Raw genomic sequence first — 22,931 nt, forward strand, 5'->3', positions numbered from 1 at the left:
ACGTTGTCACGATCCCAGGGAACTCAGACGCGAAGAGCGAGCGTTCGAACACTCCGTTCGACCATGCGTCGCTGATCACGAGTGCTGCCTGCAAGAAGATTTCGTAGGTCTCGCAGTAGAGGTAGAACGGCATCGCTTGCGATGCGTTTCCCCGGTTGAAGTACTCCTCACGGTCCTCGTCCGAGGTCGTGGAGGCGACGAGCCACAGATAGACCAGGTCGAGCGTGCAGCTCGGAGCCCGGCCGTCCAAAACGTCGAGGGAATCGAGCGCCAGGCTGACGTAGTCGGCGTCGCGCGTGAAGTGGTCGAATCCGATGACGGCGCCACGCACCGTCGGGACGTAATGGATGGAATAGTGATGGGCCATGGGATGGCCTCCCTTCAATTGGAAGCCAACCCGGTGCGTATCGTGAACTATCGTCTGTCATTTGTCAATAGTTGATAATCAATACATGATCTCTCCCTCTGAGCGTGCCGCTCTTCGAGACGAGCTGGAGCACCTGCTCTTCGGTGCGGATGAGCTGCCACGCGACACCAGTGACACGCAGACCCTCAACAGGCTCGCTGCTGCACGTGCGCGGGAGGCATCCGGTGGTGCCGTGCTCGGCGACCCAGGCTTCGCCTGGTTTCTGATCGTCCAAGCCGTACAGACAGCCCCGAAGCAGCCGGAGCGAGTGGAGCCCTTGATCGCGGCCCGTCACCTGCTCGTTCTGGGTGACTACGACGACGAGCGTACGGCGGAGAGGGAGATTGGTACGACGCTCGAGAGGTTCTATGCGCTGACGCGGCAGGACAAGTCGGGAGTGAAGAGTAATGCGGAGACCCTCGAGGAGTTCCTCACGCGCCGAAAGGGCGCACGCCAGATGTACGCCGCGCATGCCTCGCGGCTCGGCACCTTTCGGCGGCCCTTCCAGTCCAGTAGCCCGCATCGCTTGCCCGTCGCTGGAGCGCTCCGCGACCAACTCGTCGCTCTGCTCGACTCGAAGCCGACCATGCGCAAGCTATGGAAGCATTACGAATACGAGCGCGCCGACGGAGACGAGGGCCGCTTCATGCCCGCGGCCAAGGGCGGCTGGGGCCCACCGCGCAACACCTGGCTGCACGACCTGCGGCCAGACCACCCTGTACTGAATTCGCGAGACGACCATCCGCAACTCGGTGATACCACGAGCTTCTTTCGGGTTGCGGAGGTGAACGAGGCCGGCCAGCTGTTGACCATCCCGACGTCGGACATCGTGGTAGAACCAGGCCGGACGTACCGGGGCATGATCTGGGTCAGCAACGACGCCGACCCGAAGCATTCCGACGCGACCGCCAGGAACGTACGTGTCCGCGTCAAAGGTGAGGGCCGCTTCACTGGATCTGCTCGCCTCTCCGCTGAGCTGCGCGCGGACAATATCGAGCAGGCAGTCATCTGGGACTCGAGCGTCATCGCGCTGCCCGAGCCGGACTCGGCTGTGGCCCTGCGCGTCGTCCCCAACTCTGCCGCGCTGTGGGCGACGGATGGGACGGACAACCGAACGCCACTGGATGCGCACGAGCTCTTCAAGGACGAGGGGGTGCTCATAGGTCACGATGGGAGCGCCGACGGGGTGCTGCCGACCGAGCAAGACAAACTGGCGGTCGTCACGTTCGACTTCGTACTCGACAAGCCGGACTTCACCTTGACGCTTGCGGCGCGACCCTACCTGCCAGGCCAAGTGCAACGCGAGCCATACCGGGAGCGGATCGAGCTGGAGCCCGGCGAAGTGATCGAGACGCGCGTGAACTACAGAAACACTGGTGCTGTGCAGCAGGACAACGTCCGACTCGAGTTGCTGAAGCTCCCGAAGGCGTTCCACTACTACGGCAATACGATCGAGATTTGCAACAGCAAGACCGGCGGCGGCTGGAAGACTTTCACACCTGACCCGGACAGCTTCGGCTACTACTTACTCGGGTCGTACGCACCAGGTGGCGAGTGCCTGGTGCGCTTCCGCATCAAGGCGCAGAAGGCATCGCTCTACGACTACGGGCAAGGAATCTACTGGCCGGTGACGGACAGGCTCGTGCGGATCTTCACCGACAACGGCAGCAAGAGCGCCGGGATCACGATGGTGCTGTTCTCGAACACCAGGGCCCTACGGCCGCACGCGGAGGATCGCTCCTGATTCGCCGTAGTTTTCACAACGTCCCGAACGGACCATTGACTCTGCTGCCTTCTTCGTCATAATCAGTCCTCACCTCGTTCGTGCCCTGCGGCTTGAACGTGATCCGTCCAGGATCGCGGGCCGCTCGCACGAAGGAGGTCTCGCTATGAGCGAGAAGTCTGTCGCCGGAACCGGCGGCATCACGGAGAACGGGATGGGGCCACTCCGTCCCCTCTCTGTCCGGATGAGCGATGGAACCCGAGCGCAGCTCGAGATCCTCGCCCAGCTCAACGACCGCTCTCTCACCGAAGAGACGCGGTACGCGCTGGAGCACTGGGTCGACAAGTCCAAGCCCGACCCGGCTGTGCTCAAGCGTGCCGAGCAAGTACGAGCCGACATCGAACGCGAAGCAGCCACCCGGCGCAGCGCGATCGAGGCCGTTCTTGGCGGTAACGCCAAGGGTGCGAAGCCGTCGACTCGTTCCACCAAGCAGGCGTCTTCGGACTCCTGAACAACCCCGGCAGCCGTGCCCGGAGTCGAGAACGCGAGTTCTCCTCCGGCACGGCTGCTGCCACCAACGCGCTCGTCGCCTCTATCGTCGCGGCAGCCTATGAAGTGATATTCCTCTGAATGCAAAAGTGTGCAAAAATGGGGGCAGATCGCAGTGTCCCGGTCGAGCCGCCCCGCTCCCGCCTGCGACAGCCCCAACCCGCCCGGGTAGACGCGCCACGCTCGACGTGTCGGAGGTCCCCGGTACCGTTGGACACGGCACTATGAGCACAACTTAAGATCGCGCCGCTGGCGCGGAGGAGCATGACCTGATGGAGCGCAGAGCGGCCGGATCGATCCGCTGCGACGGCCGCCCGGCCGCCGCAGCTTCCATGTGTCTGCCCTGCCCCACCCGGAAGGGCCGCCGATGACGGCTCCCCTCACCGACTACCAGGCGAAGTACTTCGCCTACGAGCTGCAGCGCAGCTACGCCAACGATCACGTCGGCAAGCTCGCCGGCCTGCTGTTCGACGCGCAGGTTGAGCCTAAGCCGCACCAGATCGACGCGGCGCTCTTCGCGCTCCAAACCCCGTTCTTGCCGGGCGTGATCCTGGCGGACGAGGTCGGCCTCGGCAAGACGATCGAGGCGGGCATCGTCATCTCCCAGTACTGGGCTGAACTCAAGCGGCGCATCCTGATCATTGCGCCCTCGAGCCTGCGTCAGCAGTGGAAGCAGGAGCTGTACGAGAAGTTCCTCATCCCATCCACGATCCTCGACGCCAAGTCGAAGGACTCGGTACTGGCAAGGACGGACACGCGCGCCGCCGAGGTGCTCATCTGCTCGTACGACTTCGTCCTCCGCCACGAGACCTCGTTGCTGAGGTCGTGGGATCTGGTGGTCGCCTACGAGCTGATCATGCAGCAGAAGGAACGGCTGCTCGACGAGAATGAGCCGACTCGGTTCGTGTTCAGCCACTCTGCCCTGCGCGAGGGCTGGGACAACCCGAACGTCTTCCAAATCTGCACCCTGCGCGAGATGGGCGCCGAGACGGAGCGCCGCCAGACGCTCGGACGTGGTCTGCGCCTGCCTGTCGCCAAGAGCGCGGGTGGCTATGAGCGTGTCGCCGATCGCGGCATTGCGACGCTGACTGTGGTGGCGAACGAGTCGTACAAGCAGTTCGCCGAAGCGCTCCAGAAGGAGTACAAGGACGCGGGCGCCGAGATCGGGCGTGTGCGCAAGGCAGAGTTCTCGAAGATCCCACTGCAGAACCCTGACGGTTCGCTTACCGATGAGAACCTCGGCTACGAGGGCTCCGTGTCGATCTGGGAGCATCTGCTCACGCAGAAGTTCATCGACAAGGACGGCGTTGTGCAGCCGAAGTTCCAGCCGAACACGCTCGACTTCAGCCTCAACATGCCCGTCGACTTCATGTGGGCCGAGCCGTTCGTCATCGAGCTGGTCGGCCGCGCCAACATCGGCAAGTACGTGAAGCCGAAGAGCAAGCGCCATTCCCGCAAGCTCAACAAGGAGCTGTTCGCGAACCCGGAGTTCGAGAAGTCTTGGGAGACGATCAGCCGCCGCACGACGTACCGCGTCGAGGTGGAACGTGACCAGATCATTGAGAACTCGGTCAGCGCGATCAAGGAAGCACCGGACATCGACCCGCTGCGCATCCAGGTCACCCGCGCGGGCGTGAAGGTGCTTCGCGGCGGCGCGAAGGGCCAGGAACTCGGGACGCGTCAGCAGGAACTCCGAGGCAGCTACGAGCTGCCGGACATCATCGGGGAGCTGCAGGAGGCCACTTCCCTTACCCGCAAGACCATTGTCGACGTCCTCGTCGGCAGCGGTCGGCTGCGCGAGTTCATCGCGATGACGAAGCGGCTCATGCAGACCGAGCTCGCGAAGCTCGTCGTCGACGGCGTGCAGTACGAGAAGATCGCAGGCTCCGTCTACGAGCTGCGTGAGCTGCGCAAGGACGGTGAGGAGGAGAAGGAACGCTTCCTCGACCAGATGTACAAGCTGGAGAACGCGGACAAGTCGGACTTCGACTACGTCGTCTACGACTCCGACCCCGAGCGCCAGTTCGCGGAACTGCTCGACGGCCGCGAGGACATCAAGTTCTTCATGAAGCTGCCCGACAAGTTCAAGATCGATACCCCTGTCGGCCCGTACAACCCGGACTGGGCGATAGTGAAGCACGAGGACGGTGAGGAGCGCGTCTACATGATCCGCGAGACGAAGAGCACGGAAGACGAGATCAAGCGCCGCCCGACAGAGAACGCCAAAATCAAGGCCGCAAAGCAGCACTTCGAGGCGATCGGCGTGCCGGACTACGCGGTCTCAGTGCCCGGAAAGTGGCGGATATAGCGCGATGACGGCAAATGCTTACACCTGGATTGATGATCTGACGCGGAGGTACATCCCGTCATCAACACAGTTCGATGCTGCAAGGAGCCATCGCGCAGCAATCGAGTCGCGTCTCGATGCCTTTCTCGGCATTTTTGGCATGTTTGAGATTGGTTCGTTGCGTCACGGCACAGGTGTCTGGCTGTATAGCGATGCTGACTATCTGGTCTCGCTCAAGGGTAGCCGGCCGACGTCTCCGTGGACGACTCTTACTAATGTCAAGGAGACTCTTCAAGAGCGATTCAAGTCTACGACGATCGTTATCCGTCAACCTGCTGTTGTCTGCTACTTCAGCGAAAGCATCGTTGAAGTGGTGCCAGCCTTCTACGACAACGGCTATTGGATCCCCGATCCTACTGGTGGATGGATGAAAACCCATCCGACGGAGCACAACAAGTACGTCAATGAGATCAACGCGAAGCACAACGGTGCGGCGAAGGCCCTAGCGCGTCAGCTCAAGATTTGGAAGTACTTGCGGGACGTGCCGGTCTCCTCGTGTTATCTCGAGATGCGCGCCGCCAAGTACCTCAGCGGCGAGTCGACCTACGCCGTGCTGTTCGACCTGCACGGGGCGCTCAAGCATCTCGAGAACGTCGCGCTCGCTTCGATGAATGATCCAACCGGGCTTAGCTCGCGGTTTGGGGCGTGCTCTTCGGATGCGAAGCGAACTGAAGCGCTATCGAAACTATCAATGGCGGTCACCCGCGCTCGCAAGGCGAAAGAGTACGCGGGCGACGGCGACCACGTGAACGCGATCGCGCAGCTGAAGCTGCTCTTCAACGAGTAGGGCGACATGACATACTCGCCGCCAACCGCCCATCAGATCGCCGACGCACAGAACACCGATTCAAATCTTCGGCTGCTACTCGCGCAACGGAAACTGTATTCAATCGCTAAAGTCTGGTCTGGTATAAGAGGCTTCGGTGTCGGTGTCGTCGCGATCGCCGCCCCGATCTTGACGGCCATCTGGCAAGAAGCCGCGCTCCCGATGGCGGCCATCGCGGCGAGCTGGTTCGTGCTGAATCGACTGCTCTTCAAGCACATCGAGCAGCGCTACGTGGAGCGCGCCGCGTCAGCACAGGAGCAGTTTGACACTGCCATATTCGGCATGCCCGTTATTGCTGTTCGCGAACCACGGCTTGTCCCAGAGGAAGTTCGCAGGCTGACGGGCGGCCGGACGCAACGAAGGAAGCTTTACTCAGACGAGAGTCTGAAGGACTGGTATCCGGTGCGGAAGGACGTGGATGGCGGCACTGCGATCGCGATCTCGCAACGTGCAAACCTCGTGTACGCGCAGACGCTCCTGACGAAGAACGCGACCCTATGGGCGGCGCTCCTGATTGCTTGGATCCTCGTAGCATTCGCCATAGGGATCGCGAGTAAGTTCGATTTGCTCACGTTCCTGCTGGTGGTGGCGCTCCCCACTCTGCCTCCGTTCCTGGACGCTGTAGATGAGTGGCTCCGTGTACGGACTGCGGGGAAGCAACGCCGCGCCATCGCGAACGAGATTCAGGATGCCATCTCGACTGATACGCCCGTCCCACCCGACCACCTCCTGACCTGGCAGTCTCAACTGTTCGCGTTGCGGCGCGACTCGCCCCTGGTGCCAGATTGGCTGTATTGGCTGTTGCGGTCGCGAACGGAGGACGAAATGACCGAAGGTGCGAAGGTCATTGCCGAACAGACGCGATCTCGAAAGGACGAGGACTGATGTCTCTCACCACGCGGCAAGCGTTTGACAAGTTTCTCGAGGACATCACGGCCACCGAGTATCAACGCACGAGCTTCATTCCTGCCCGTAAGAAGTCGGTCGACGAGAAGCTCTCGGCCAAGTTCCCTTCAGCTTCGGATATGCCGTACGCACGCGGAATCCTCATGGGGTCCGCCTCGAAAAACACGATCATTCGCCCGCTGGATGACATTGACGTGCTGGCTGTGTTTAGCAATGTCAACAAGGCGTGGGACAAGTATTGGAATGACTCCCACGCGTTTATCTACAGAGTTCGCGATGCCTACAGCGGGACGCTGATCCAGCAGGTCGGCACGCGAGGACAGGCAGTTCGCGTCTTCTACAAGACCGGCGGGCATGTGGACGTTGCTCCCGTGTTCTCTCGTGGAGACGGCGTTTATCATCTGCCTGACGGTACAGGCGGATGGATCCTCACGGCACCCACGGTTGCGAAGGATTGGTTTGACGAGCGACACCGCGCTCTTGGCTACCACTTGGCTCCGCTCGTGCGCCTAGCGAAAGCGTGGAACCGCGTGCACTCAAAGAGAATGCGATCCTTCCACCTTGAGACCGCTTCTGCCAGTATGTTCAAGAACCTGGGAGGAAACCACCGCAGCGCGTTACAACGCTTCTTTGAATGGACGCCGAACTGGCTGGACGTGAATGATCCAGGCAAGCAGGGCGGCCGTCTCGGTGGCTACCTGACCTGGAGCGCGCGCCAAGAGCTACTCACGGCGCTTTCTTCGGCGGCCGATCGCGCACGGCGAGCGAACGAGGCAGAAGCGCGGGGCGACCACGACGAGGCCAAGCGCCTCTGGCGGATCATCCTCGGCTCCACTTTCCCGAACTAGACGGCTCAGCGAGGAACCTGCCGGGCACCAGAAGGAGCAACCGATGAGCGCGCCATACGTCTCGATCAAGCGGCTGGTCGACAATTCGCTGGCGGCGATGCTGGCAGCGGTCGAGGTCTACAACAAGCCGCAGATGACGTACCGTGATGAGGTCACGGTCATGCTCATTGTCAACGCCTGGGAGCTGGCGCTCAAGGCGACGCTCCGGCAGAAGAAGCGCTCGATCTTCTACCCGAAGCAACGCGGCGAACGGTACCGTTCGGTTGGGCTAGACGATGCCCTGGGAAGGGTAGCCGCCAGTAATCTCTGGCCTGCCGGAATCGACGGCGCCGCGGTGACCGCCAACATCAAGGCACTGGCCGAGTATCGAGACCGGGCGATCCATCTCTATAATGCGCAGGGGTTGGGCGCGGTGGTCTATCCCTTCCTGCAGCAGAACGTCCTGAACTACCGGGACTTCATGCTGGCAAAGTTCAAGAAGGATCTGGCCGATTCGATGACGTGGCAGCTGTTGCCGCTGGGCGCGACGGCGCCCGCCGATGCGGTGCAATTCATGAAGGTCGACAAGAACGCCACGATGGTGGCCGAGGTGCAGGAGTTCATTGATGAGCTGCGGCACCTCATGGATGACGTCGAATCTGCAGGTCAGGACTTGGCGCGCGTGGCGACGGTCTACGACATCAATATGCAGTCAGTGAAGAAGATGACCAGTGCTGACCTCGTCGTCGCCGTGTCGCCGACCGCGGACGGCCAGGTTGTCTTGCGCAAGACAGACCCGAACCAGACGCATCCGTTCAGCACGACGGAGTTGCTGGACAAAGTGAACGAGAAGCACGCTGGGCGGAAGCTGACGACGTATGACTACCAGGCGATCTGCTGGAAGGAGTCGCTGCGCGAGAACACCAAATATGCTTGGAAGCACAGTAACGGCGTCACACACGTCTGGTCGGGCGACGCCGTGAGCTACTTGGCATCGTTGACTGACAAGCAGTACGACGCGATCCGTGCTGAGTACCGGGAGCACTTGCGGACGCGTCCTCCGAAGATCACCTCTCCCGGGCGTGAGAGTCGCGCGTTGTGATGCCGTGCCGCAAAAGCATCGTGCGAACAGTAGTCGCATTGAAGCCGAGTTGCGCGCCGACGCTGGCGAGCGAGAGCCCAGACTCGTAGAGCCGAGCGGCCATGTCGATCTGGCTCGGACTCATGCCCTTCGGCCGCTTCGCCGTGCCTGTGCGGTCGAGCACCTCGCTGACAGTCACGCGGTGGATGCGGTGCGCTGAGGCGATCGCTTTCATCGTTTGCCCCGCTTGGTACTCGGCTGCGATGGCGCGCTCCGTCTCAGCAGGCAACTGCTTGCCTGCCCGTGCGGGTTGCGGAGATCGAGGGGTGCGTTGCGGGGCTACGCCTCCGGCCTGACCCCTGTCCTCCGCGACCAGACCACCCGTTTGCCGGGTTGTCTCGTTACGATTGCAGTAAGTCCGTAGGAGCCCCACTCGAGAATCTCGTGAGACAGTGACTCGTCAGAAGGGCCCCGGCAGAGCCGGGGCCCTTCTGCTGTGTCGGGAGGCTCAGCGCACCGGCTGGCGCAGGATCGTGCGCAGGCGCTCGGGCGGCGCGATGCGTGCGCTCGAGCGCGGGCCCTGCTGGTTATGGGGACCGGGACCAAAGGGGGTTTCCTCTGCACCCGCATCCGCTGTCTGCCGGCGACCGGGGCCGGGGAGCGCGTCGGAGATCTGCACACTCAAGATCTGGATCCGTTCAACCTCGCCGTGCGGGAGCTGCTGGACGCGCTCTGAGCTTCCCCTCCTCGACGATCAGGCCGTGCAGCTCCGCCAGCTCCGGCACGGTGAAGGCCGCCTCCTCGAGCGCCGGGACGAGCGCACGGACGAAGGCCCGGTAGGTGCCCGGGACCTCGGCGCCGCGCTCGCGCAGGGCCCGCCGCGCGTACTCGTCGCAGAGGAAGGCGGGCCGGGCGAAGCAGTACAGCGAGATCGCATCGGCCGTCTCCTCGCCGACGCCCTCGACGGAGAGGAGCTCTCGGCGGAGGGCGGTGTCGTCCAGCTCGTCGGCGGCCGCGGCACGGCCGGCCCACCACGCCGCGAGCGCCTGCACGCGCCGCGGCTTCGTGCGCGGGAAGCCGGCCGGGCGGACCAGCTCCCGCACGTGCTCCTCGTCGGCCGACGCGAGCCGGGCGGGCTCGCGCAGTCCGGCGGCGGTGAGTGCGGCGAGGGCCTGCGCCGCCTGCTCCCACCGGGAGCGCTGGACCAGCACCGCGCCGAGCGCGATCTCGAAGGGCTCCTCGCCGGGCCACCACCAGCCCTGCGGGCCGTGCCGGTCGAGCAGCTCGCGGTGCAGGGCGCGCAGGTCGATCATGCGAGGTAGGTTGTCACGTCCTCAGGGGCGACCGCGAGATGCACCATCGTGCCGGGGGCGAGATGCCGGGCGGCGGCGTCCTGCGGGGACAGGTCCGCGGCGAGATCCTCGGTGCGCACCCGGACCAGGTCGCCGTGCGGGGTCAGGGAGCGGACGGTGCGGGGGAGCCCCTGCTCGGCGAGGCGCACCGCGGCGGGGCGGAAGGCGGCGAGCACTGCGGTGCCGGGGCTGAGAGGGCTCTGTGCAGCGAGGCGGCCGCCGCTGTCGAGCTCGATCCGGCGCCCGTCCCATCGGCCCGCGACGAGGTTCAGCCCCGCCAGCCGCGCCGCGAAGGCCGAGCGCGGCCGGGCGAGGACCTCGGTCGTCGGCCCCGCGTCGACCTCCCGGCCCTGCTCGAGCACCACGACGCGATCTGCGAGCGAGAGCGCATCGAGCACGTCGTGGGTGACGACGATCGCCGTGCGATCGGCGAGGAATCCGCGCAGCTGCTCGCGCAGCGCGGGCGCGACGTCGACGTCCAGCGCCGCCATCGGCTCGTCCAGCAGCAGCAGGCGAGGATCCGCCGCGAGCGCCCGGGCGATCGCGACCCGCTGCGCCTGACCGCCGGAGAGCTGGGCGGGGCGGCGGGCGGCGAGATCGGCGAGGCCCATCTGCGCGAGATGCACCTCGGCCCGTCGACGCGCCTCCCGGCGCGGGACGCCCTGGGCCCGCAGCGGGAACATCACGTTCCCGAGCGCGGTGAGGTGCGGGAAGAGCACCGGGTCCTGGCTGAGCGTGGTGACGCGACGGTGGTGCGGCGGCACCCAGGTCCGCTCGTCGGCCAGGATCCTGCCGTCGAGGGAGACCGAGCCGGAGCTGGGGCGCAGGTCCCCGGAGATCAGCGAGAGCGCGGTCGACTTCCCGGCGCCGTTCGGGCCGACGAGGGCGAGGGTCTCGCCGCTCGCGACCTCGAGGTCGAGCTCGACGTCGCGCTCGGCGACGGCGGCGCGCAGCACGAGGCTCATGCGCTCCGCCTCCGATGCGCGAGGGCGATCACCGCGATCGCGACGAGCATCAGCACGAAGGAGAGCGCCACCGCGGCCTCCGGATCGCTCTCGCGCTGCAGGTAGATCTCCAGCGGCAGGGTGCGGGTGGTGCCCTGCAGGGAGCCGGCGAAGGTGATCGTCGCGCCGAACTCCCCGAGCGCACGGGCGAAGGAGAGCACGGTGCCGGAGAGCAGGGCGGGCAGCACCAGCGGCAGCGTGACGTGGGTGAGGACGCGGGAGGGGCGCGCCCCGAGCGAGGCGGCGGCCCGCTCGTAGCGGGTGCCGGCCGTGCGCAGCGCCCCCTCGAGGCTGAGCACCAGGAAGGGCAGAGCCACGAAGGTCTGTGCGAGCACCACCGCGGTGGTCGAGAACGCGATCTGGACCCCCATCACCTCCAGGTGCCGGCCCAGCAGGCCCTGCCGCCCGAAGGTGTACAGCAGCGCGATGCCCCCGACCACCGGCGGCAGCACCAGCGGGATCAGCACCAGGGAGCGGAGGAGGGAGACGGCGCGGCCGTCCGAGCGGGCGAGCAGCAGCGCCATCGGCACGCCCAGCATCACGCAGGCCGCGGCGCTGGCCAGCGAGGTCTGCAGGCTCAGCCGCAGCGCCGCCAGCGAGGACTCCGAGGTGATCAGGCCCCAGAAGTCGCTCCACTCGACCCGGAGCGCCATCGCCGCGAGCGGCAGGATCACGAACAGCGCACCGAGCCCGGCCGGCAGCAGGATCCAGCGGGGGAGGGTCTTCATGCGCCGCCGAAGCCGTATCCGGCGAGGATCTCCCGGCCCTCCTCGCCGGTGACGAGGTCGACGAACTCCTGGCCCAGCTCCGGGTTCGCCGAGCCGTCCACGGTGGTGATGGGGTAGGTGTTCACGGCCTCCTGTGCCTCGGGGAAGTCGATCCCCTCGACGGCGTCGCCGGCCTTCTCCACGTCGGTGACGTAGACCAGGCCCGCATCGGCCTCGCCGCTGGTGACCTTGTTCAGCACGTCCGTGACCGACTGCTCCTCGCTGACGGGCTGGAACTCGAGCCCGGCCGCCTCCTCGACGGTCGTGGTCGCCGCGCCGCACGGCACCTCCGGCGCGCAGACGACGAGGTTCAGGTCGCCGGTGAGCGAGGCGAGGTCCGTGACGCCCGCGGGATTCCCGGCCGGCACCGCGATCCTCAGCGTGTTCGTCGTGAAGTCGACAGGGGGCTCGGCCTCGAGGCCGGCGTCGGTGAGCTTGTCCATGTTCTTCGTGTCCGCGGAGGCGAAGACGTCGGCCGGGGCGCCCTGCTGGATCTGCTCGACCAGCGTGGAGGAGCCGGCGAAGCTGAACTCGACCGTGACGTCCTCGTGCTCGGCCTCGAACTGCTCGCCGAGCTCCTCGAAGGGCTCCTGCAGGGAGGCGGCGGCGAAGACGTGGAGGGTGACCGGTGCGGCGGCCGGGTCCTCGGCGCTGCCGCCGGAGCCGCAGGCGGCGGCGGTCAGCGCGATCGCCGCGGCGGCGGCCGTAGAGCGGAGCAGGGTCTTCACAGGGCGTCTCCTTCGGTGGGGGTGGGGCCGAAGGCGGGTGCGGCGGGCTCCGGCTCCGCCTCGATCACCACCTGCGTGGCCTTCACGACGGCGCTCGCGACCTTGCCGGGCTCCAGCCCGAGTTCCCGGGCGGCCTCGCTGCTCATCAGCGAGACGACGCGGAAGGGGCCGCACTGCAGCTCGACCTGCGCCATCACGGTGTCCATGACGACCTGGGTGACCAGGCCCGTGAAGCGGTTCCGGGCGGAGGAGGCGGTCGCGCCGTGCAGCTCGGGCGTCACCGCCAGCTCCCGGGCGAGGCGCGCCACCTCGACCCCCTCGAGCACCTTCCGGCCGCTCGCGTCCTGGGACGCCTCGAGGGTCCCCTTCTCGATCCACCGTCGCACGGTGTCCTCGCTCACCCCGAGGAAGGTGGCGGCATCACGAACCCGCATCTGCGTCATGACGGACACCATAGCCGCGCAGATGCGGGTGTGCGGGACGGAGGTCCTCAGGCGACGAGCAGCACCCCGCCGAGCGCGACCGAGGCCACGAGCACCGTCGAGAGCGCGGCGAGGAGGAAGGGGCGCAGCCCCACCTGCTTCAGCAGCGAGATCCTCACCCCGGTGCCGAGCGCGAACATCGCCGCGGCCAGCAGCAGGGTCTGCAGCAGCGACCCGGCCTCGAGCACCGGCTCGGGGAGCGCCACGAAGGAGCGCACGAGCACCATGGCGAGGAAGCCGACCACGAACAGCGGCACCAGCGGCGGCCGCTTCCCGTCCTTCGCGCCGTGCCGGCGCTGCTGCATCGACATCACCGCCATCACCGGCGCGAGCATCAGCACGCGGGCGAGCTTCACGATCACGGCGACGGTCAGCGCCGCGCCCCCGCTGATCGCGCCGCCCGCGGCGACGACCTGGGCGACCTCGTGGATGGAGGCGCCCGCCCAGAGGCCGGCGGTCTCGCCGTGCAGACCCAGCAGCGCGGCGGCCGCAGGCACCAGCACGATCATCAGCGAACCGCACAGCACCACCAGCGCCACGGCCGTGACCGTGTCCTCCTCGCGCTCGTCGTCCGGATCCGTGACGCCGGCGGCCGCCGCGACCGCCGCCGCGCCGCAGATCGAGAACCCGCAGGCGATCAGCAGGGTGAGGTGACGGCCGACGCCGACGAGCCGGCCCAGCAGCACGGTCCCGAGGATCCCGACCCCCACCACCGCGACCACGACCAGCAGCATCCCGATGCCGAGGGAGGCCAGGTCGCCGAGCGCGACCTGCAGTCCCAGCAGCACGATCCCGGCGCGCAGCAGCTTCTTCGAGGCGATCGCGAGACCCGGCGCCACGGCCCGGGGGAGCGGGACGACGTTCGCGAGCACCACGCCGACGACGATCGCGAGGACCAGGGCGCTGATCCCCGGCAGCAGCGGGGCGACGAGCATCGAGACGACCGCGACGCCGAGGGGGAGCGCGAGGCCCGGCAGGATCGAGGGGGCCGGGGGCGTCGAGGGCGTCGATGTCGAGGGGGCGGTGCCGGAGGAGAGGGTGCGTGAGGGGGTGGAGGGCATGGCGTCCACGGTTCCATCGCCTCTGACCTGCCGGTAGTCGGCAGTTCACCAGCAGGGCATATAGTTCTGATATGCCATCCTCGTTGCCGAACCTGTCGGCCCTCGCCCTGTTCGTGGCCGTGGTGGACGAGGGCGGGCTCGGCGCCGGCGCCCGGCGCGCCGGGATCCATCAGCCCAATGCGAGCCGGATGATCGCCCAGCTCGAGGCGCAGGCGGGCACCGCCCTGCTCGAGCGCGACCCGCGAGGCTCGCGTCCCACCTCCGCAGGGCTGCTGTACGCGGCGCAGGCACGGCAGCTGCTCGAGGCGGCCGAGCAGTTCTCCGACTGGCTGCGGCACAGCCGTGAGGAGGGCGTGCAGGAGCTGCGCGTGGGGGTGTCGATGACGATCGCGGAGCACCTGATGCCCGCCTGGCTGGCCGAGCTGCGCCGCCGCAGCCCGCGCACCCGGGTCGACCTCGAGGTGCTCAACTCCACCCAGGTCCTCGCGGGGGTGCACGACGGGCACCTGCGGCTCGGCTTCGTCGAGACGCCCCGCCTCCCGCGGGACGTGCACACGCTGACGCTGCGCGAGGACGAGCTCGTGGTGGTCGTCGCCCCGGAGCATCCCTGGGCGCTGCGCGAGGGGCCGCTGGGGCTCGACGAGATCGCCTCGACCCCGCTCGTGGTGCGCGAGGGAGGGTCCGGCACGCGCGACGCCTTCGAGGAGCTCGTCCCCGCGGCGGGCGGGACCCCGCCCGTCCAGGAGCTCGGCAGCAACGCCGCCGTCCGCATCGCCGTCGCCTCGGGCGCAGGGCCCGCGGTGCTCAGCATGCTCGCCGTCCGCTCCGAGCTCGAGAGCGGGCAGCTGCTGCGGGTGCCGCTGGCGGGATCCCGTCTGCGCCGCCCGCTGACCGCGGTGTGGAACGGGCCCCGCCGGCTCAGCGGCCCGGCAGCGGATCTCGTCGCCGTCGCGACAGCAGCCACGCCGCCGCCCCGGTGATCGCGCCGAGCAGCGCGCCCGTCGCCAGGCCGGAGGGCACCGAGGCGAGGCGCAGGATGATCGCCTGCGTGGTCGGGTCGAGGCCCGCGACGTTCCCGCCGAGCTGCGGCGGGGCCCCGTCGAAGGCGGCGTTCCACAGCAGCTGATGGGTCACGACCAGCATCGCACCGTGCAGCAGCCCCACGAGCAGCAGTGTGGTGAAGGGTCGGGTGACGCGACAGGCCAGCACCACGGCGACCCACACCAGCAGTGGCACCGCGACGAAGACCAGGTTCACGGCCGTCCCCTCGTGGAGCTGGTCCAGATCGTGCAGGACCACGCGTGGGATGCCCAGCAGGGCGAGAGCGAGCAGGGCGAGGACGGGGAGGCGGCGGGTGCGGTCGTGGCTCATGCTGACGAGCCTCTCCTGCGACCCCTCCGCGCCGCATCGGCCCGAGGGTGCGGCCGGGGTACGTTCGGAGGCGACATCGAGAGCCGGAAGGGTGCGACATGCCGATCCTCACCAACACCGCGGAGCAGCCCGAACAACCGCGTCGCGGCGCCGTCTGGTCCATCGCCGTGCCCGAGCGCGAGCTCGACTCCAACCTGATCCGCCTGCCCGCGGGGGAGGAGATCCCCGCCCATGTGGGCGCCGAGGTGGACACGCTCGTGCACGTGGTGCACGGCGACGGCGTGCTCACGACGGAGGACGGCGAGGAGCCGCTGCGTGCCGGGGACGTCGCGCTGCTGCCCCGCCGCACGGTGCGCGGATTCCGGGCGGGGGAGGACGGACTGGAGTACCTCACCGTGCACCGGCGCCGCCGGTCGCTGACGATCCAGGGGCCGCGAGACTGAGCGCGATGCAGCGGTCACCCGCGTCCGGACGGGACGCCGCAGTGGCGCGTGACGCTGTTCGACGTGAGGGAGCACGTCAGAAGGGTGGCGGATCCTCGTAGGGAGGCCTCTCGTGCTCCGCACCTCGCGCAGTCGGCTCACCCGGGCCGGGCGGCCCCTCCTGAGTCGGTGTTGCCGTCGGGTGTGGTGACGTCGGCTGAGGTGGTGTCGGAGGCGGCGGTGGCGACGGCGCCGTCCGGCGGTCGACGTAGGCCCGCCAGGCACGGTCGAGGTCCTCGACGGCGAGTCGCGTGCCGAGGTCGATGTCGTCGGCCGTGATGACCTGCTCGCCGCGGGTGCCGATCCGCCAGCGCGTGCGTCCCGGACCGCGTCCCTCACCGGGCTCGGGCCCGCGCGCCGGGGCGGGGAGCCTGGTCGGGTCGAGGTCGCCGGCGGTCTTCGCCTGATGGTGCTGCCAGCACAGCAGGTGGAGGTTCTCGAGCTCAGTACGACCTCCGCGGGCAGGGTCGGCGTGGTCGAACTCCTCGATGTGGTCGGCCTCGGAGGCCCAGGAGACCGGTCGCGTGCAGCCGGGCACCGCGCAGGCCGAGCTGCGCAGGCGGAGGTGCTCGAGCATCGCCTGCGTCGGCGGATAGCGGTCCGGGGGCAGCGGCAGGAAGGCGCCCGTGCACGCATCGGTGAGGATCCGGTACCAGACGCTCTCGCCGCCCGCGATCTCCCGCGCGACCGCGGGAGGGAGCGGGATCGTGCCCTCGAGCATGCCGGGGGCGTCGGAGAGGCCCAGCAGGGTGAAAACCGGCACGGTGACGTTCAGGCGGAAGCGCGGCGCGGGCACGCGCACCCCGTCGGTGTCGAACTCGGCGTTCAGCATCAGGTCGTAGCGGAGCCGGTCGAGCGGCACGGGGCGCTGGGTCGCGCTCGCGATGCCGTCGAGGTCGTAGGGGATCTCGGTCCCCTCCCGCAGGGCGCTGCGCTGTGCTGCCTGGATCGCATGTGCGGTCTCGTCCAGACGTTTCCAGAACGCCAGGACCTCGGGGATCGGCCCGCGCAGCGACGCCGCTACGGTCCCGGCGCGACCGTCAGGAGTGAGCTCGACCTCGCGTGGCAGCGTCTCCTCCGGCTTCGCCTGTGCCTGCTCTCGCTCGGCGAGCAGCCGCACCAGCGCGCGCAGCAGGGTCAGGAATCGCTCGACGGGGATGTCGGCGGGCCAGGCGGTGAGCGCCGCATCCAGCAGCCTCCGGGACTCGTCGCCGAGATCCTCCGACTCGCGCAGCACCTTCTGGAACCACCAGCTGGGCAGCGCACCCGCCTCCAGGCGTGCGAGCGTGCGCGGCAGCTGGTCCACCGCGCGGTGCGCCGCCAGGAGCTCCCGGTGCGCGACGCCGTGCGTCACCCGCAGCGCCATCGCGGCGCGGAGGGTGTCCACGTCATCCGCGCAGTCCCCGCCCTCGGACTCGATCAGCGCGGCGAGGGCGCGGAGGCGCGCGGCCAGGGCGCGGGCGCTCGCCGTCTCCGCGTCCCAGACCCGCTGGGCCGCCTCGCCGAGCCGCATGTCCTCCTCGCAGCCGGAGCGTGAGGGGAGGTCCTCCCGCGTGCGCGCCGCGCGAGCCCGGACGACGCGCAGTCGCGAGGGGAGGGAGTCGAGGAAGGCGAGGGCGGCAGGGTCGAGGGCGGGGCCGTCGATGTCGGAGCGATCGACGTCGGAGCGGTGGATGTCGTCGTCGCCGGCGCTCGCCGGCGTGCTCGTCGCGGTGCTCATGTCCCCACCCCCTCGGTCGTCCTGGAATATCTCGAGACTACGGCGTCGGTGTGACAGAAGAAAGGTGTGTGGATGAGTTTCGGATGTTCCCCAGGAGTATCCACAGAATGGTGTGTGCGGGGTGTGGAAAAGTGAGGTGTGGGGAGGGGAGGTCGTGTTCCGATGGAGGGAGCTCGGGTGCGTCATCCACAATCTGAGCTGTGAGTCCGTCGTCTGTCGGGGGTGGGGTGTAGGGCGTGTCGCGTGGGGGTGTGTCTCGAGTCTTCTTGTTGTTCATTCGGTGCGCATCAGGCGGAATCGCTGTCGAGGTCCCATTCCGAAATGCGCTCGATCTCTTTCGGGGAATAGCTTTCGGGCAACTCGGGAAGGTGCCCGGCGATATTGCGCGACCCCTCGTCGGGTCGCGCGCAACGGCCCTCCGCTCGCGCATCCTCCCGCCCTCCGTTCCCGTGCCCTCCCGTCGTCCACCCGCCGCTGCCGGCCTCCCGCCTTCCGCCGCCCGCTCCCCATCGGCCGCCGGCGCGCGGGACCGACCGGTCGACTCTCCCTCCACGCCGCACGCTCGCGGCGCACGCCGCATCGCACCCCACAGTTCGCGCGTCCTCCCCACGACCAGGCAGACTGGGGGCATGGCTGACCCACAGGATCCCCGCGTTGCGGTCTATCTCGATTTCGACAACATCGTCATGTCCTGGTACGACCGGGTGCACGGGCGGCAGGCGTACAGCCGCGACCGCCATCGCATCGCGGAGGACCCCACCGAGCCCGAGATCGCCGAGCGGCTCGCGAAGGCGACCGTCGACGTCGGCGCCGTGATCGACTTCGCCGCCTCCTTCGGGTCCCTCACCCTCACCCGCGCCTACGCGGATTGGTCCTCGCCGGTCAACGCCGTCTACCGCAGTCAGCTCGTGGCCCGTGCCGTCGACCTCGTCCAGCTGTTCCCCGCCGCGGCCTACGCCAAGAACGGCGCCGACATCCGGCTCGCCGTCGACACCGTCGAGGACCTCTACCTCCTGCCCGACCTCACCCACGTCGTGATCGTCGCCGGGGACTCCGACTACGTCCCCCTCGCCCAGCGCTGCCGCCGCCTCGGCCGCTACGTGATCGCGCTCGGCGTCGCCGGCTCCACCGCGAAGTCCCTCGCCGCCGCCTGCGACGAGTTCGAGTCCTACGAGAACCTCCCCGGCGTCGAGCGGCCCTCCGCCCCCGCACGCTCCCGCTCCCGGCGCCTCGGCGGCGGGGACGAGGAGGGACGCGGGACCTCGCGCTCCCGCAGCCGGCGCGGCCAGGGCGGCGCCGACAGCACGGACGGCACCGACGGCGCAGAGAGCACCGAGAACACCGAGAGCTCCACCAGCACCGAGAGCACCGAGAACAGCGGCGGCTCCGGCTCGCGCCGCGGCGGCCGCGGCCGGCACAGCGGCGCAGACAGCGCCGCGAGCACCGCCTCGCAGGAGATCGAGGACCGCCTCGACGACACGCTCGAGGACGAGGGCGAGGAGGACCCCCGCGAGTTGGCCACCCGCCTGCTCGAGCGCGCCCTCCAGCTCGGCGGGCGCGGCGACAGCGAATGGCTGCACAGCTCGGCCGTGAAGTCCCACATGCGCCGCATGGACCCCTCCTTCAGCGAGAAGGCCCTCGGCTACCGCTCCTTCTCCGAGTTCCTCAAGGCGAACTCCGACATCGCCGTGCTCGAGGAGACCGGGCACGAGCGCCTCGTGCGCGCCAAGGACTGACGGGGCACCGGCGCGCCATGACGACCCTGCTCTCCGACGCCCTGGCCGGACGCACCGTCATCACCGCCGTGGACCGCCGCTCCGAGGAGCTCGCCGCCGCCCTCGAACGGCACGGTGCGCGGGTCGTGCCCGCCGCCGCGATGTCCACGATCCCGCACGTCGACGACGAGACGCTGCTCGAGCGCACCCGAGCGCTGATCGCCGCGCCGCCGGACGCGACCGTCGTCCTCACCGGCGTCGGGATGCGCGGCTGGCTCGAGGCGGCCGACGCCGCCGGGCTCGGCGAGGACCTCCGCGCCGCGCTCGGCGCCTCCCGCATCCACTCCCGCGGCACCAAGGCCCACGGCGCGGTGCGCGGGGCGGGCCTGGACAGCGTCTACGTCGCGACCTCCGAGACCGCGGCCGAGCTCGGCGAGGAGCTGCTGCGCAGCGGCGTCGCCGGTCTGCGGATCGCGGTCCAGCACCACGGCTCCGGCGACGACGGGCTCGACGAGCTGCTCACCGCGCACGGCGCCGAGGTGGTCAGCCTGACCGTCTACCGCTGGGGGCCGCCGTCGGATCCCGCCGCGCTCACCCGCGCGGTCGAGCTCGCCGGCGCCGGAGGGGCCGACGCCGTGCTGTTCACCTCCGCGCCCGGCGCGACCGGCTGGCTCGACGCCGCCGCACGAGCCGGGACCCTGGGCGCGGTGCGGGAGCGCGCCCGGGCGGGCGAGCTGGTGCTCGCGAGCGTCGGCCCCGTGACCTCCGCGGCGCTGACCGCCCGTGACCTGCCCGTCCTGGAGGCGGAGCGGGCGAGGACGGGCTCCCTCGTGCGCACCGTCGTGCAGCACTTCGCCGCACTCTCCTGACAGCAGGAGGTGGGGAGGGGGATACTGGGGCGCCCGGGACAAGGAGGTCGTCCGATGAACACGTTCCTGTGGATCCTCGCCTTCGCCCTCGCCGCGGTCTTCGTGGCCAGCGGCGCGATGAAGCTCCTCGCACCGCGCGAGCAGCAGATCGAGAAGACCCCCTACGCCGAGGACTTCCCCCACAGCGTCGTCCAGGGCATCGGCGCCCTGGAGATCCTCGGCGCGCTCGGCCTCGTGGTCCCCGCCCTCACCGGCATCGCTACGATCCTGGTGCCGCTGGCGGCCGCTGGCCTCGCGATCACCATGGTCTTCGCCGCGCTCGTGCACGCCCGACGCGGCGACCCGTTCCGTGCCATGCTCCCCTCGATGCTCCTGGCGCTCGGGTCGGTGGTGGTGGCCTGGTCCCGCTTCGGGCCCTACCCTCTCTGAGCCCTGCCGGGCCGGCGCAGCAGCGCCCGCAGCGCCAGCCCGACCAGCAGCGCCCAGAACGCCGCGCTGATCCCCGCCACCGCGATGCCCGAGGCGGCGATCAGCACCGTCACCCCGGCGGGGAGCTGCTCCTCGGGCTCCGCGAGCGCGGAGCGCAGCGAGGCCACGAAGGTGCCCAGCAGCGCGAGCCCCGCCACCGCCGGGATCACGCCCTCCGGCGCGAGCGCGATCAGCTGCGCGAAGGCGGTCGCACCGAGACCGCACAGCACCAGCACCACGCCCGAGGCGGTCGAGGCGATCCAGCGCCGGTCCCGATCCTCTCCGGCCTCCGGCCCGGCCGCGAGGGCGGCCGTGATCGCGGCGAGGTTCACGCCGTGCCCGCCGAGCGGCGCGCCGATCATCGTGCCGAGACCGGTGGTCACCATCGACGCCCGCCACGGCACCTCATAGCCGAGGCTCCGCATCACCGCCACGCCCGGCACGTTCTGCGACGCCATCGTCACCAGGTACAGCGGGAGCGCGACCCCCACGACCGCGCCGACGGTCAGCGTCGGGACGGTGAGCTCCACCGCCGGGAGCAGCGGGGGAGCGGCCGACGGGGAGGGCGCCGCCGCCAGGGACACGACGATCACGACGCTCGCGGCGAGGAACGCGAGCGGGGAGGCCCAGCGCGGTGAGAGCCGCTGCGCGAGCGCCCACACCACGATCACCGGCGCCACCGCGAGCGGATTCGCCGCCACGCCGAGCACCGGGCCCAGGCACAGCTGGAACAGCACCCCGGCGAGCATCGCCTGCGCGATCGGGGTCGGGATCCGGGCCATCAGGGCGCCGAGGGCGGGCACCAGCCCCGTCAGCACGATCAGCACCCCGACCAGCACGAACGCACCGACCGCGGCGGGCCAGCCGCCGTCCACCGCGCCGGTCGCCGCGAGCAGCGCCGCGCCCGGGGTGGACCACGCCACCGTGATCGGCAGACGGGTGCGCAGCGACAGCAGCATCGAACACAGCCCCATCAGCACGCTCACCGCGAGCAGTCCGCTCGCCGCCTGCGCGGGCGAGGCGCCGACCCCCTCGAGACCCGCGAGGACGACGACGAAGGAGCTCGTGAACGCGACGAGACCGGAGATGATCCCGGCCGAGACGGGGCGCAGCATGAGCGCAGACTAGGCGGCGGGCGGGGTTGCCCGCGCCGCGGTTCGCGGGGAGGATCCCAGGGTGGCTCCCACCGACGTCGTCTCCTGGCTCCTCGACACCGACCCCTCCCTACGCTGGCAGGTCGAGCGCGATCTGCTGGACCAGCCGCCCGAGGTGTGGGAGGCGACCCGCGCGCGCATCCCCCACGAGGGCTTCGGGGCGCGGCTGCTGGACCATCAGGACCCGGAGACCGGGCTGTGGGCCGGGGGCGCGTTCTTCCCCGCCGGGTTCTTCGACGACCCCGAGAACCTCGAGCTGCCCGGCCAGCCCTGGACCGCGACCACCTGGTCCCTGACCACGCTGCGCGAATGGGGGATGGACCCCGCCCCGCTCATCGAGCGCGACACCGCCGCGAAGCTCGCCGAGCACGCGCACTGGGAGCACGACCCCTCCCTGCCCTACTGGGGCGGCGAGGTGGACTGCTGCATCAACGCGATGACGCTGGCCAACGGCCTCTGGCTCGACGCGGACGTCTCCGCCCTGCCCCGCTGGTTCCTCGCCCACCGCATGGACGAGGGCGGCTGGAACTGCGAATGGGAGGACGGCTCGACGCGCGCGAGCTTCCACTCGACCCTGAACGTGCTGCGGGCCCTGCACGTGCACGAGCAGGCCACGGGCGGCTCGCCCGTGCTGCGCGCCGCGAGGGGCGAGGCGGAGGAGTATCTCCTGCAGCGGCGCCTCATGCGCCGGGAGAGCACCGGGGAGATCGTCGGCCCCTGGGTGGAGCACTTCCTGTACCCGCCGCGGCACATCTACTCCGCGCTGCGGGCGCTCGACCACTTCCGCGAGCGGGATCTGCGCGATCCGCGGATGGCCGACGCCGCCCGGTCCGTCCTCGACGCGCAGCAGGAGGATGGCACCTGGCTCCAGCAGCACCGCCTGCCCGGTGCGGTCTGGTTCGAGGTCGACGTCCCGGTGGGGGAGCCCTCGCCGTGGCTGACCCTGCAGGCGCTGCGGGTGCTGCGCTGGTGGGGCGAGGGCTGAGGGCCGGGTCACAGTTCGATCACCGTGACGGCCGGCGTGCGCGAACCCGCCCCGGCCGCGCCGACGGGCCGATACAGTGCGGGCCACCCCTGTGCGGGTGCGCTGGAT

At 69.1% G+C, this 22,931-nt stretch carries 24 protein-coding genes; 13 read left to right on the forward strand and 11 right to left on the reverse strand.

Annotation, left to right across the window (positions count from 1 at the left end; translation table 11 throughout):
* Positions 1–367, reverse strand: a 367-nt coding sequence (locus A4A78_RS14525; RefSeq protein WP_156488639.1) for a hypothetical protein, incomplete at its 3' end; no start/stop codon positions are given.
* A gap of 85 nt (positions 368–452) precedes the next feature.
* Between A4A78_RS14525 and A4A78_RS14530 the strand changes: the two genes are divergently transcribed.
* From A4A78_RS14530 to A4A78_RS14560, 7 genes are all read left to right on the forward strand, one after another.
* Positions 453–2,150 carry a hypothetical protein gene (locus A4A78_RS14530; RefSeq protein WP_062950532.1) on the forward strand — a complete coding sequence of 566 codons (1,698 nt, stop codon included), beginning with the start codon at positions 453–455 and terminating at the stop codon, positions 2,148–2,150.
* Positions 2,151–2,295: 145 nt separating this feature from the next.
* Positions 2,296–2,640 (forward strand): hypothetical protein, encoded by a 345-nt coding sequence (locus A4A78_RS14535; protein WP_062950534.1) that lies wholly within the window; start codon positions 2,296–2,298, stop codon positions 2,638–2,640.
* Between the two features lie 405 nt (positions 2,641–3,045).
* Entirely contained in the window at positions 3,046–4,986 is a 1,941-nt protein-coding gene (locus tag A4A78_RS14540; protein WP_082835360.1) for an SNF2-related protein, read from the forward strand.
* 4 nt (positions 4,987–4,990) lie between these two features.
* A complete protein-coding gene (locus tag A4A78_RS18005; protein WP_197466692.1) occupies positions 4,991–5,812 on the forward strand; it encodes a hypothetical protein in 822 nt (273 codons plus the stop codon).
* 6 nt (positions 5,813–5,818) lie between these two features.
* A complete protein-coding gene (locus A4A78_RS14550) occupies positions 5,819–6,736 on the forward strand; it encodes an S-4TM family putative pore-forming effector (protein WP_156488640.1) in 918 nt (305 codons plus the stop codon).
* Positions 6,736–7,605 carry a hypothetical protein gene (locus A4A78_RS14555; RefSeq protein ID WP_062950539.1) on the forward strand — a complete coding sequence of 290 codons (870 nt, stop codon included), beginning with the start codon at positions 6,736–6,738 and terminating at the stop codon, positions 7,603–7,605. The genes A4A78_RS14550 and A4A78_RS14555 overlap by 1 nt, the downstream gene beginning before the upstream one ends.
* 43 nt (positions 7,606–7,648) lie before the next feature.
* Positions 7,649–8,686, forward strand: a complete 1,038-nt coding sequence (locus A4A78_RS14560; protein ID WP_062950541.1) for a DUF3644 domain-containing protein — start codon at positions 7,649–7,651, stop codon at positions 8,684–8,686.
* Here the strand turns inward: A4A78_RS14560 and A4A78_RS14565 are convergent.
* From A4A78_RS14565 to A4A78_RS14595, 7 genes are all read right to left on the reverse strand, one after another.
* Entirely contained in the window at positions 8,652–8,900 is a 249-nt protein-coding gene (locus tag A4A78_RS14565; RefSeq protein WP_062950543.1) for a hypothetical protein, read from the reverse strand. The two genes, A4A78_RS14560 and A4A78_RS14565, sit on opposite strands and share 35 nt — an antisense overlap.
* Before the next feature lie 463 nt (positions 8,901–9,363).
* Positions 9,364–9,978: an endonuclease III gene (locus tag A4A78_RS14570; RefSeq protein ID WP_062950544.1), complete on the reverse strand. Its 615-nt coding sequence runs from the start codon at positions 9,976–9,978 to the stop codon at positions 9,364–9,366.
* Positions 9,975–10,982: a sulfate/molybdate ABC transporter ATP-binding protein gene (locus tag A4A78_RS14575; protein WP_062950546.1), complete on the reverse strand. Its 1,008-nt coding sequence runs from the start codon at positions 10,980–10,982 to the stop codon at positions 9,975–9,977. Before A4A78_RS14575 ends, A4A78_RS14570 begins: the two co-directional genes overlap by 4 nt.
* Positions 10,979–11,749 (reverse strand): ABC transporter permease, encoded by a 771-nt coding sequence (locus A4A78_RS14580; protein ID WP_062950548.1) that lies wholly within the window; start codon positions 11,747–11,749, stop codon positions 10,979–10,981. The genes A4A78_RS14575 and A4A78_RS14580 overlap by 4 nt, the downstream gene beginning before the upstream one ends.
* On the reverse strand, positions 11,746–12,516 hold the full coding sequence (gene modA, locus A4A78_RS14585) for a molybdate ABC transporter substrate-binding protein (protein WP_062950550.1): 771 nt from the start codon (positions 12,514–12,516) through the stop codon (positions 11,746–11,748). Before modA ends, A4A78_RS14580 begins: the two co-directional genes overlap by 4 nt.
* The gene (locus A4A78_RS14590; RefSeq protein ID WP_062951257.1) at positions 12,513–12,959 is read right to left on the reverse strand and encodes a molybdopterin-binding protein; all 447 of its coding nucleotides are present in this window, start codon (positions 12,957–12,959) and stop codon (positions 12,513–12,515) included. Before A4A78_RS14590 ends, modA begins: the two co-directional genes overlap by 4 nt.
* Positions 12,960–13,006: 47 nt before the next feature.
* On the reverse strand, positions 13,007–14,068 hold the full coding sequence (locus A4A78_RS14595; protein ID WP_062950552.1) for a YeiH family protein: 1,062 nt from the start codon (positions 14,066–14,068) through the stop codon (positions 13,007–13,009).
* Positions 14,069–14,130: 62 nt separating this feature from the next.
* Between A4A78_RS14595 and A4A78_RS14600 the strand changes: the two genes are divergently transcribed.
* Complete coding sequence (locus A4A78_RS14600) at positions 14,131–15,039, forward strand: LysR substrate-binding domain-containing protein (protein ID WP_062950554.1); 909 nt, start codon at positions 14,131–14,133, stop codon at positions 15,037–15,039.
* On the opposite strand, the gene A4A78_RS14605 is transcribed toward A4A78_RS14600, so the two are convergent.
* Positions 14,978–15,430 carry a hypothetical protein gene (locus A4A78_RS14605; RefSeq protein WP_062950556.1) on the reverse strand — a complete coding sequence of 151 codons (453 nt, stop codon included), beginning with the start codon at positions 15,428–15,430 and terminating at the stop codon, positions 14,978–14,980. The two genes, A4A78_RS14600 and A4A78_RS14605, sit on opposite strands and share 62 nt — an antisense overlap.
* A 98-nt stretch (positions 15,431–15,528) precedes the next feature.
* Here A4A78_RS14605 and A4A78_RS14610 point away from each other — a divergent pair, with 98 nt between their 5' ends.
* Positions 15,529–15,873 carry a cupin domain-containing protein gene (locus A4A78_RS14610; protein WP_062950557.1) on the forward strand — a complete coding sequence of 115 codons (345 nt, stop codon included), beginning with the start codon at positions 15,529–15,531 and terminating at the stop codon, positions 15,871–15,873.
* Positions 15,874–15,949: 76 nt separating this feature from the next.
* Here the strand turns inward: A4A78_RS14610 and A4A78_RS14615 are convergent, their stop codons facing one another.
* Positions 15,950–17,632 carry an HNH endonuclease signature motif containing protein gene (locus A4A78_RS14615; protein WP_062950558.1) on the reverse strand — a complete coding sequence of 561 codons (1,683 nt, stop codon included), beginning with the start codon at positions 17,630–17,632 and terminating at the stop codon, positions 15,950–15,952.
* Positions 17,633–18,261: 629 nt separating this feature from the next.
* Here A4A78_RS14615 and A4A78_RS14620 point away from each other — a divergent pair.
* The 3 genes from A4A78_RS14620 to A4A78_RS14630 are packed head-to-tail and all read left to right on the forward strand — an operon-like array spanning position 18,262 to position 20,645.
* On the forward strand, positions 18,262–19,368 hold the full coding sequence (locus A4A78_RS14620; RefSeq protein ID WP_062950559.1) for an NYN domain-containing protein: 1,107 nt from the start codon (positions 18,262–18,264) through the stop codon (positions 19,366–19,368).
* A 17-nt stretch (positions 19,369–19,385) separates the two neighbouring features.
* Positions 19,386–20,216: a uroporphyrinogen-III synthase gene (locus A4A78_RS14625; protein WP_062950561.1), complete on the forward strand. Its 831-nt coding sequence runs from the start codon at positions 19,386–19,388 to the stop codon at positions 20,214–20,216.
* A 54-nt stretch (positions 20,217–20,270) separates the two neighbouring features.
* Positions 20,271–20,645, forward strand: a complete 375-nt coding sequence (locus A4A78_RS14630) for a DoxX family protein (RefSeq protein WP_062950562.1) — start codon at positions 20,271–20,273, stop codon at positions 20,643–20,645.
* Here the strand turns inward: A4A78_RS14630 and A4A78_RS14635 are convergent.
* Positions 20,633–21,799: a benzoate/H(+) symporter BenE family transporter gene (locus A4A78_RS14635; protein WP_062950563.1), complete on the reverse strand. Its 1,167-nt coding sequence runs from the start codon at positions 21,797–21,799 to the stop codon at positions 20,633–20,635. The genes A4A78_RS14630 and A4A78_RS14635 overlap by 13 nt on opposite strands.
* Before the next feature lie 61 nt (positions 21,800–21,860).
* Here A4A78_RS14635 and A4A78_RS14640 point away from each other — a divergent pair, with 61 nt between their 5' ends.
* On the forward strand, positions 21,861–22,823 hold the full coding sequence (locus A4A78_RS14640) for a hypothetical protein (protein WP_062950564.1): 963 nt from the start codon (positions 21,861–21,863) through the stop codon (positions 22,821–22,823).
* Positions 22,824–22,931 lie beyond the last annotated feature (108 nt).

Origin of the sequence: Brachybacterium sp. sponge (assembly GCF_001613775.1) — a bacterium.
Taxonomy (GTDB): domain Bacteria; phylum Actinomycetota; class Actinomycetes; order Actinomycetales; family Dermabacteraceae; genus Brachybacterium; species Brachybacterium conglomeratum.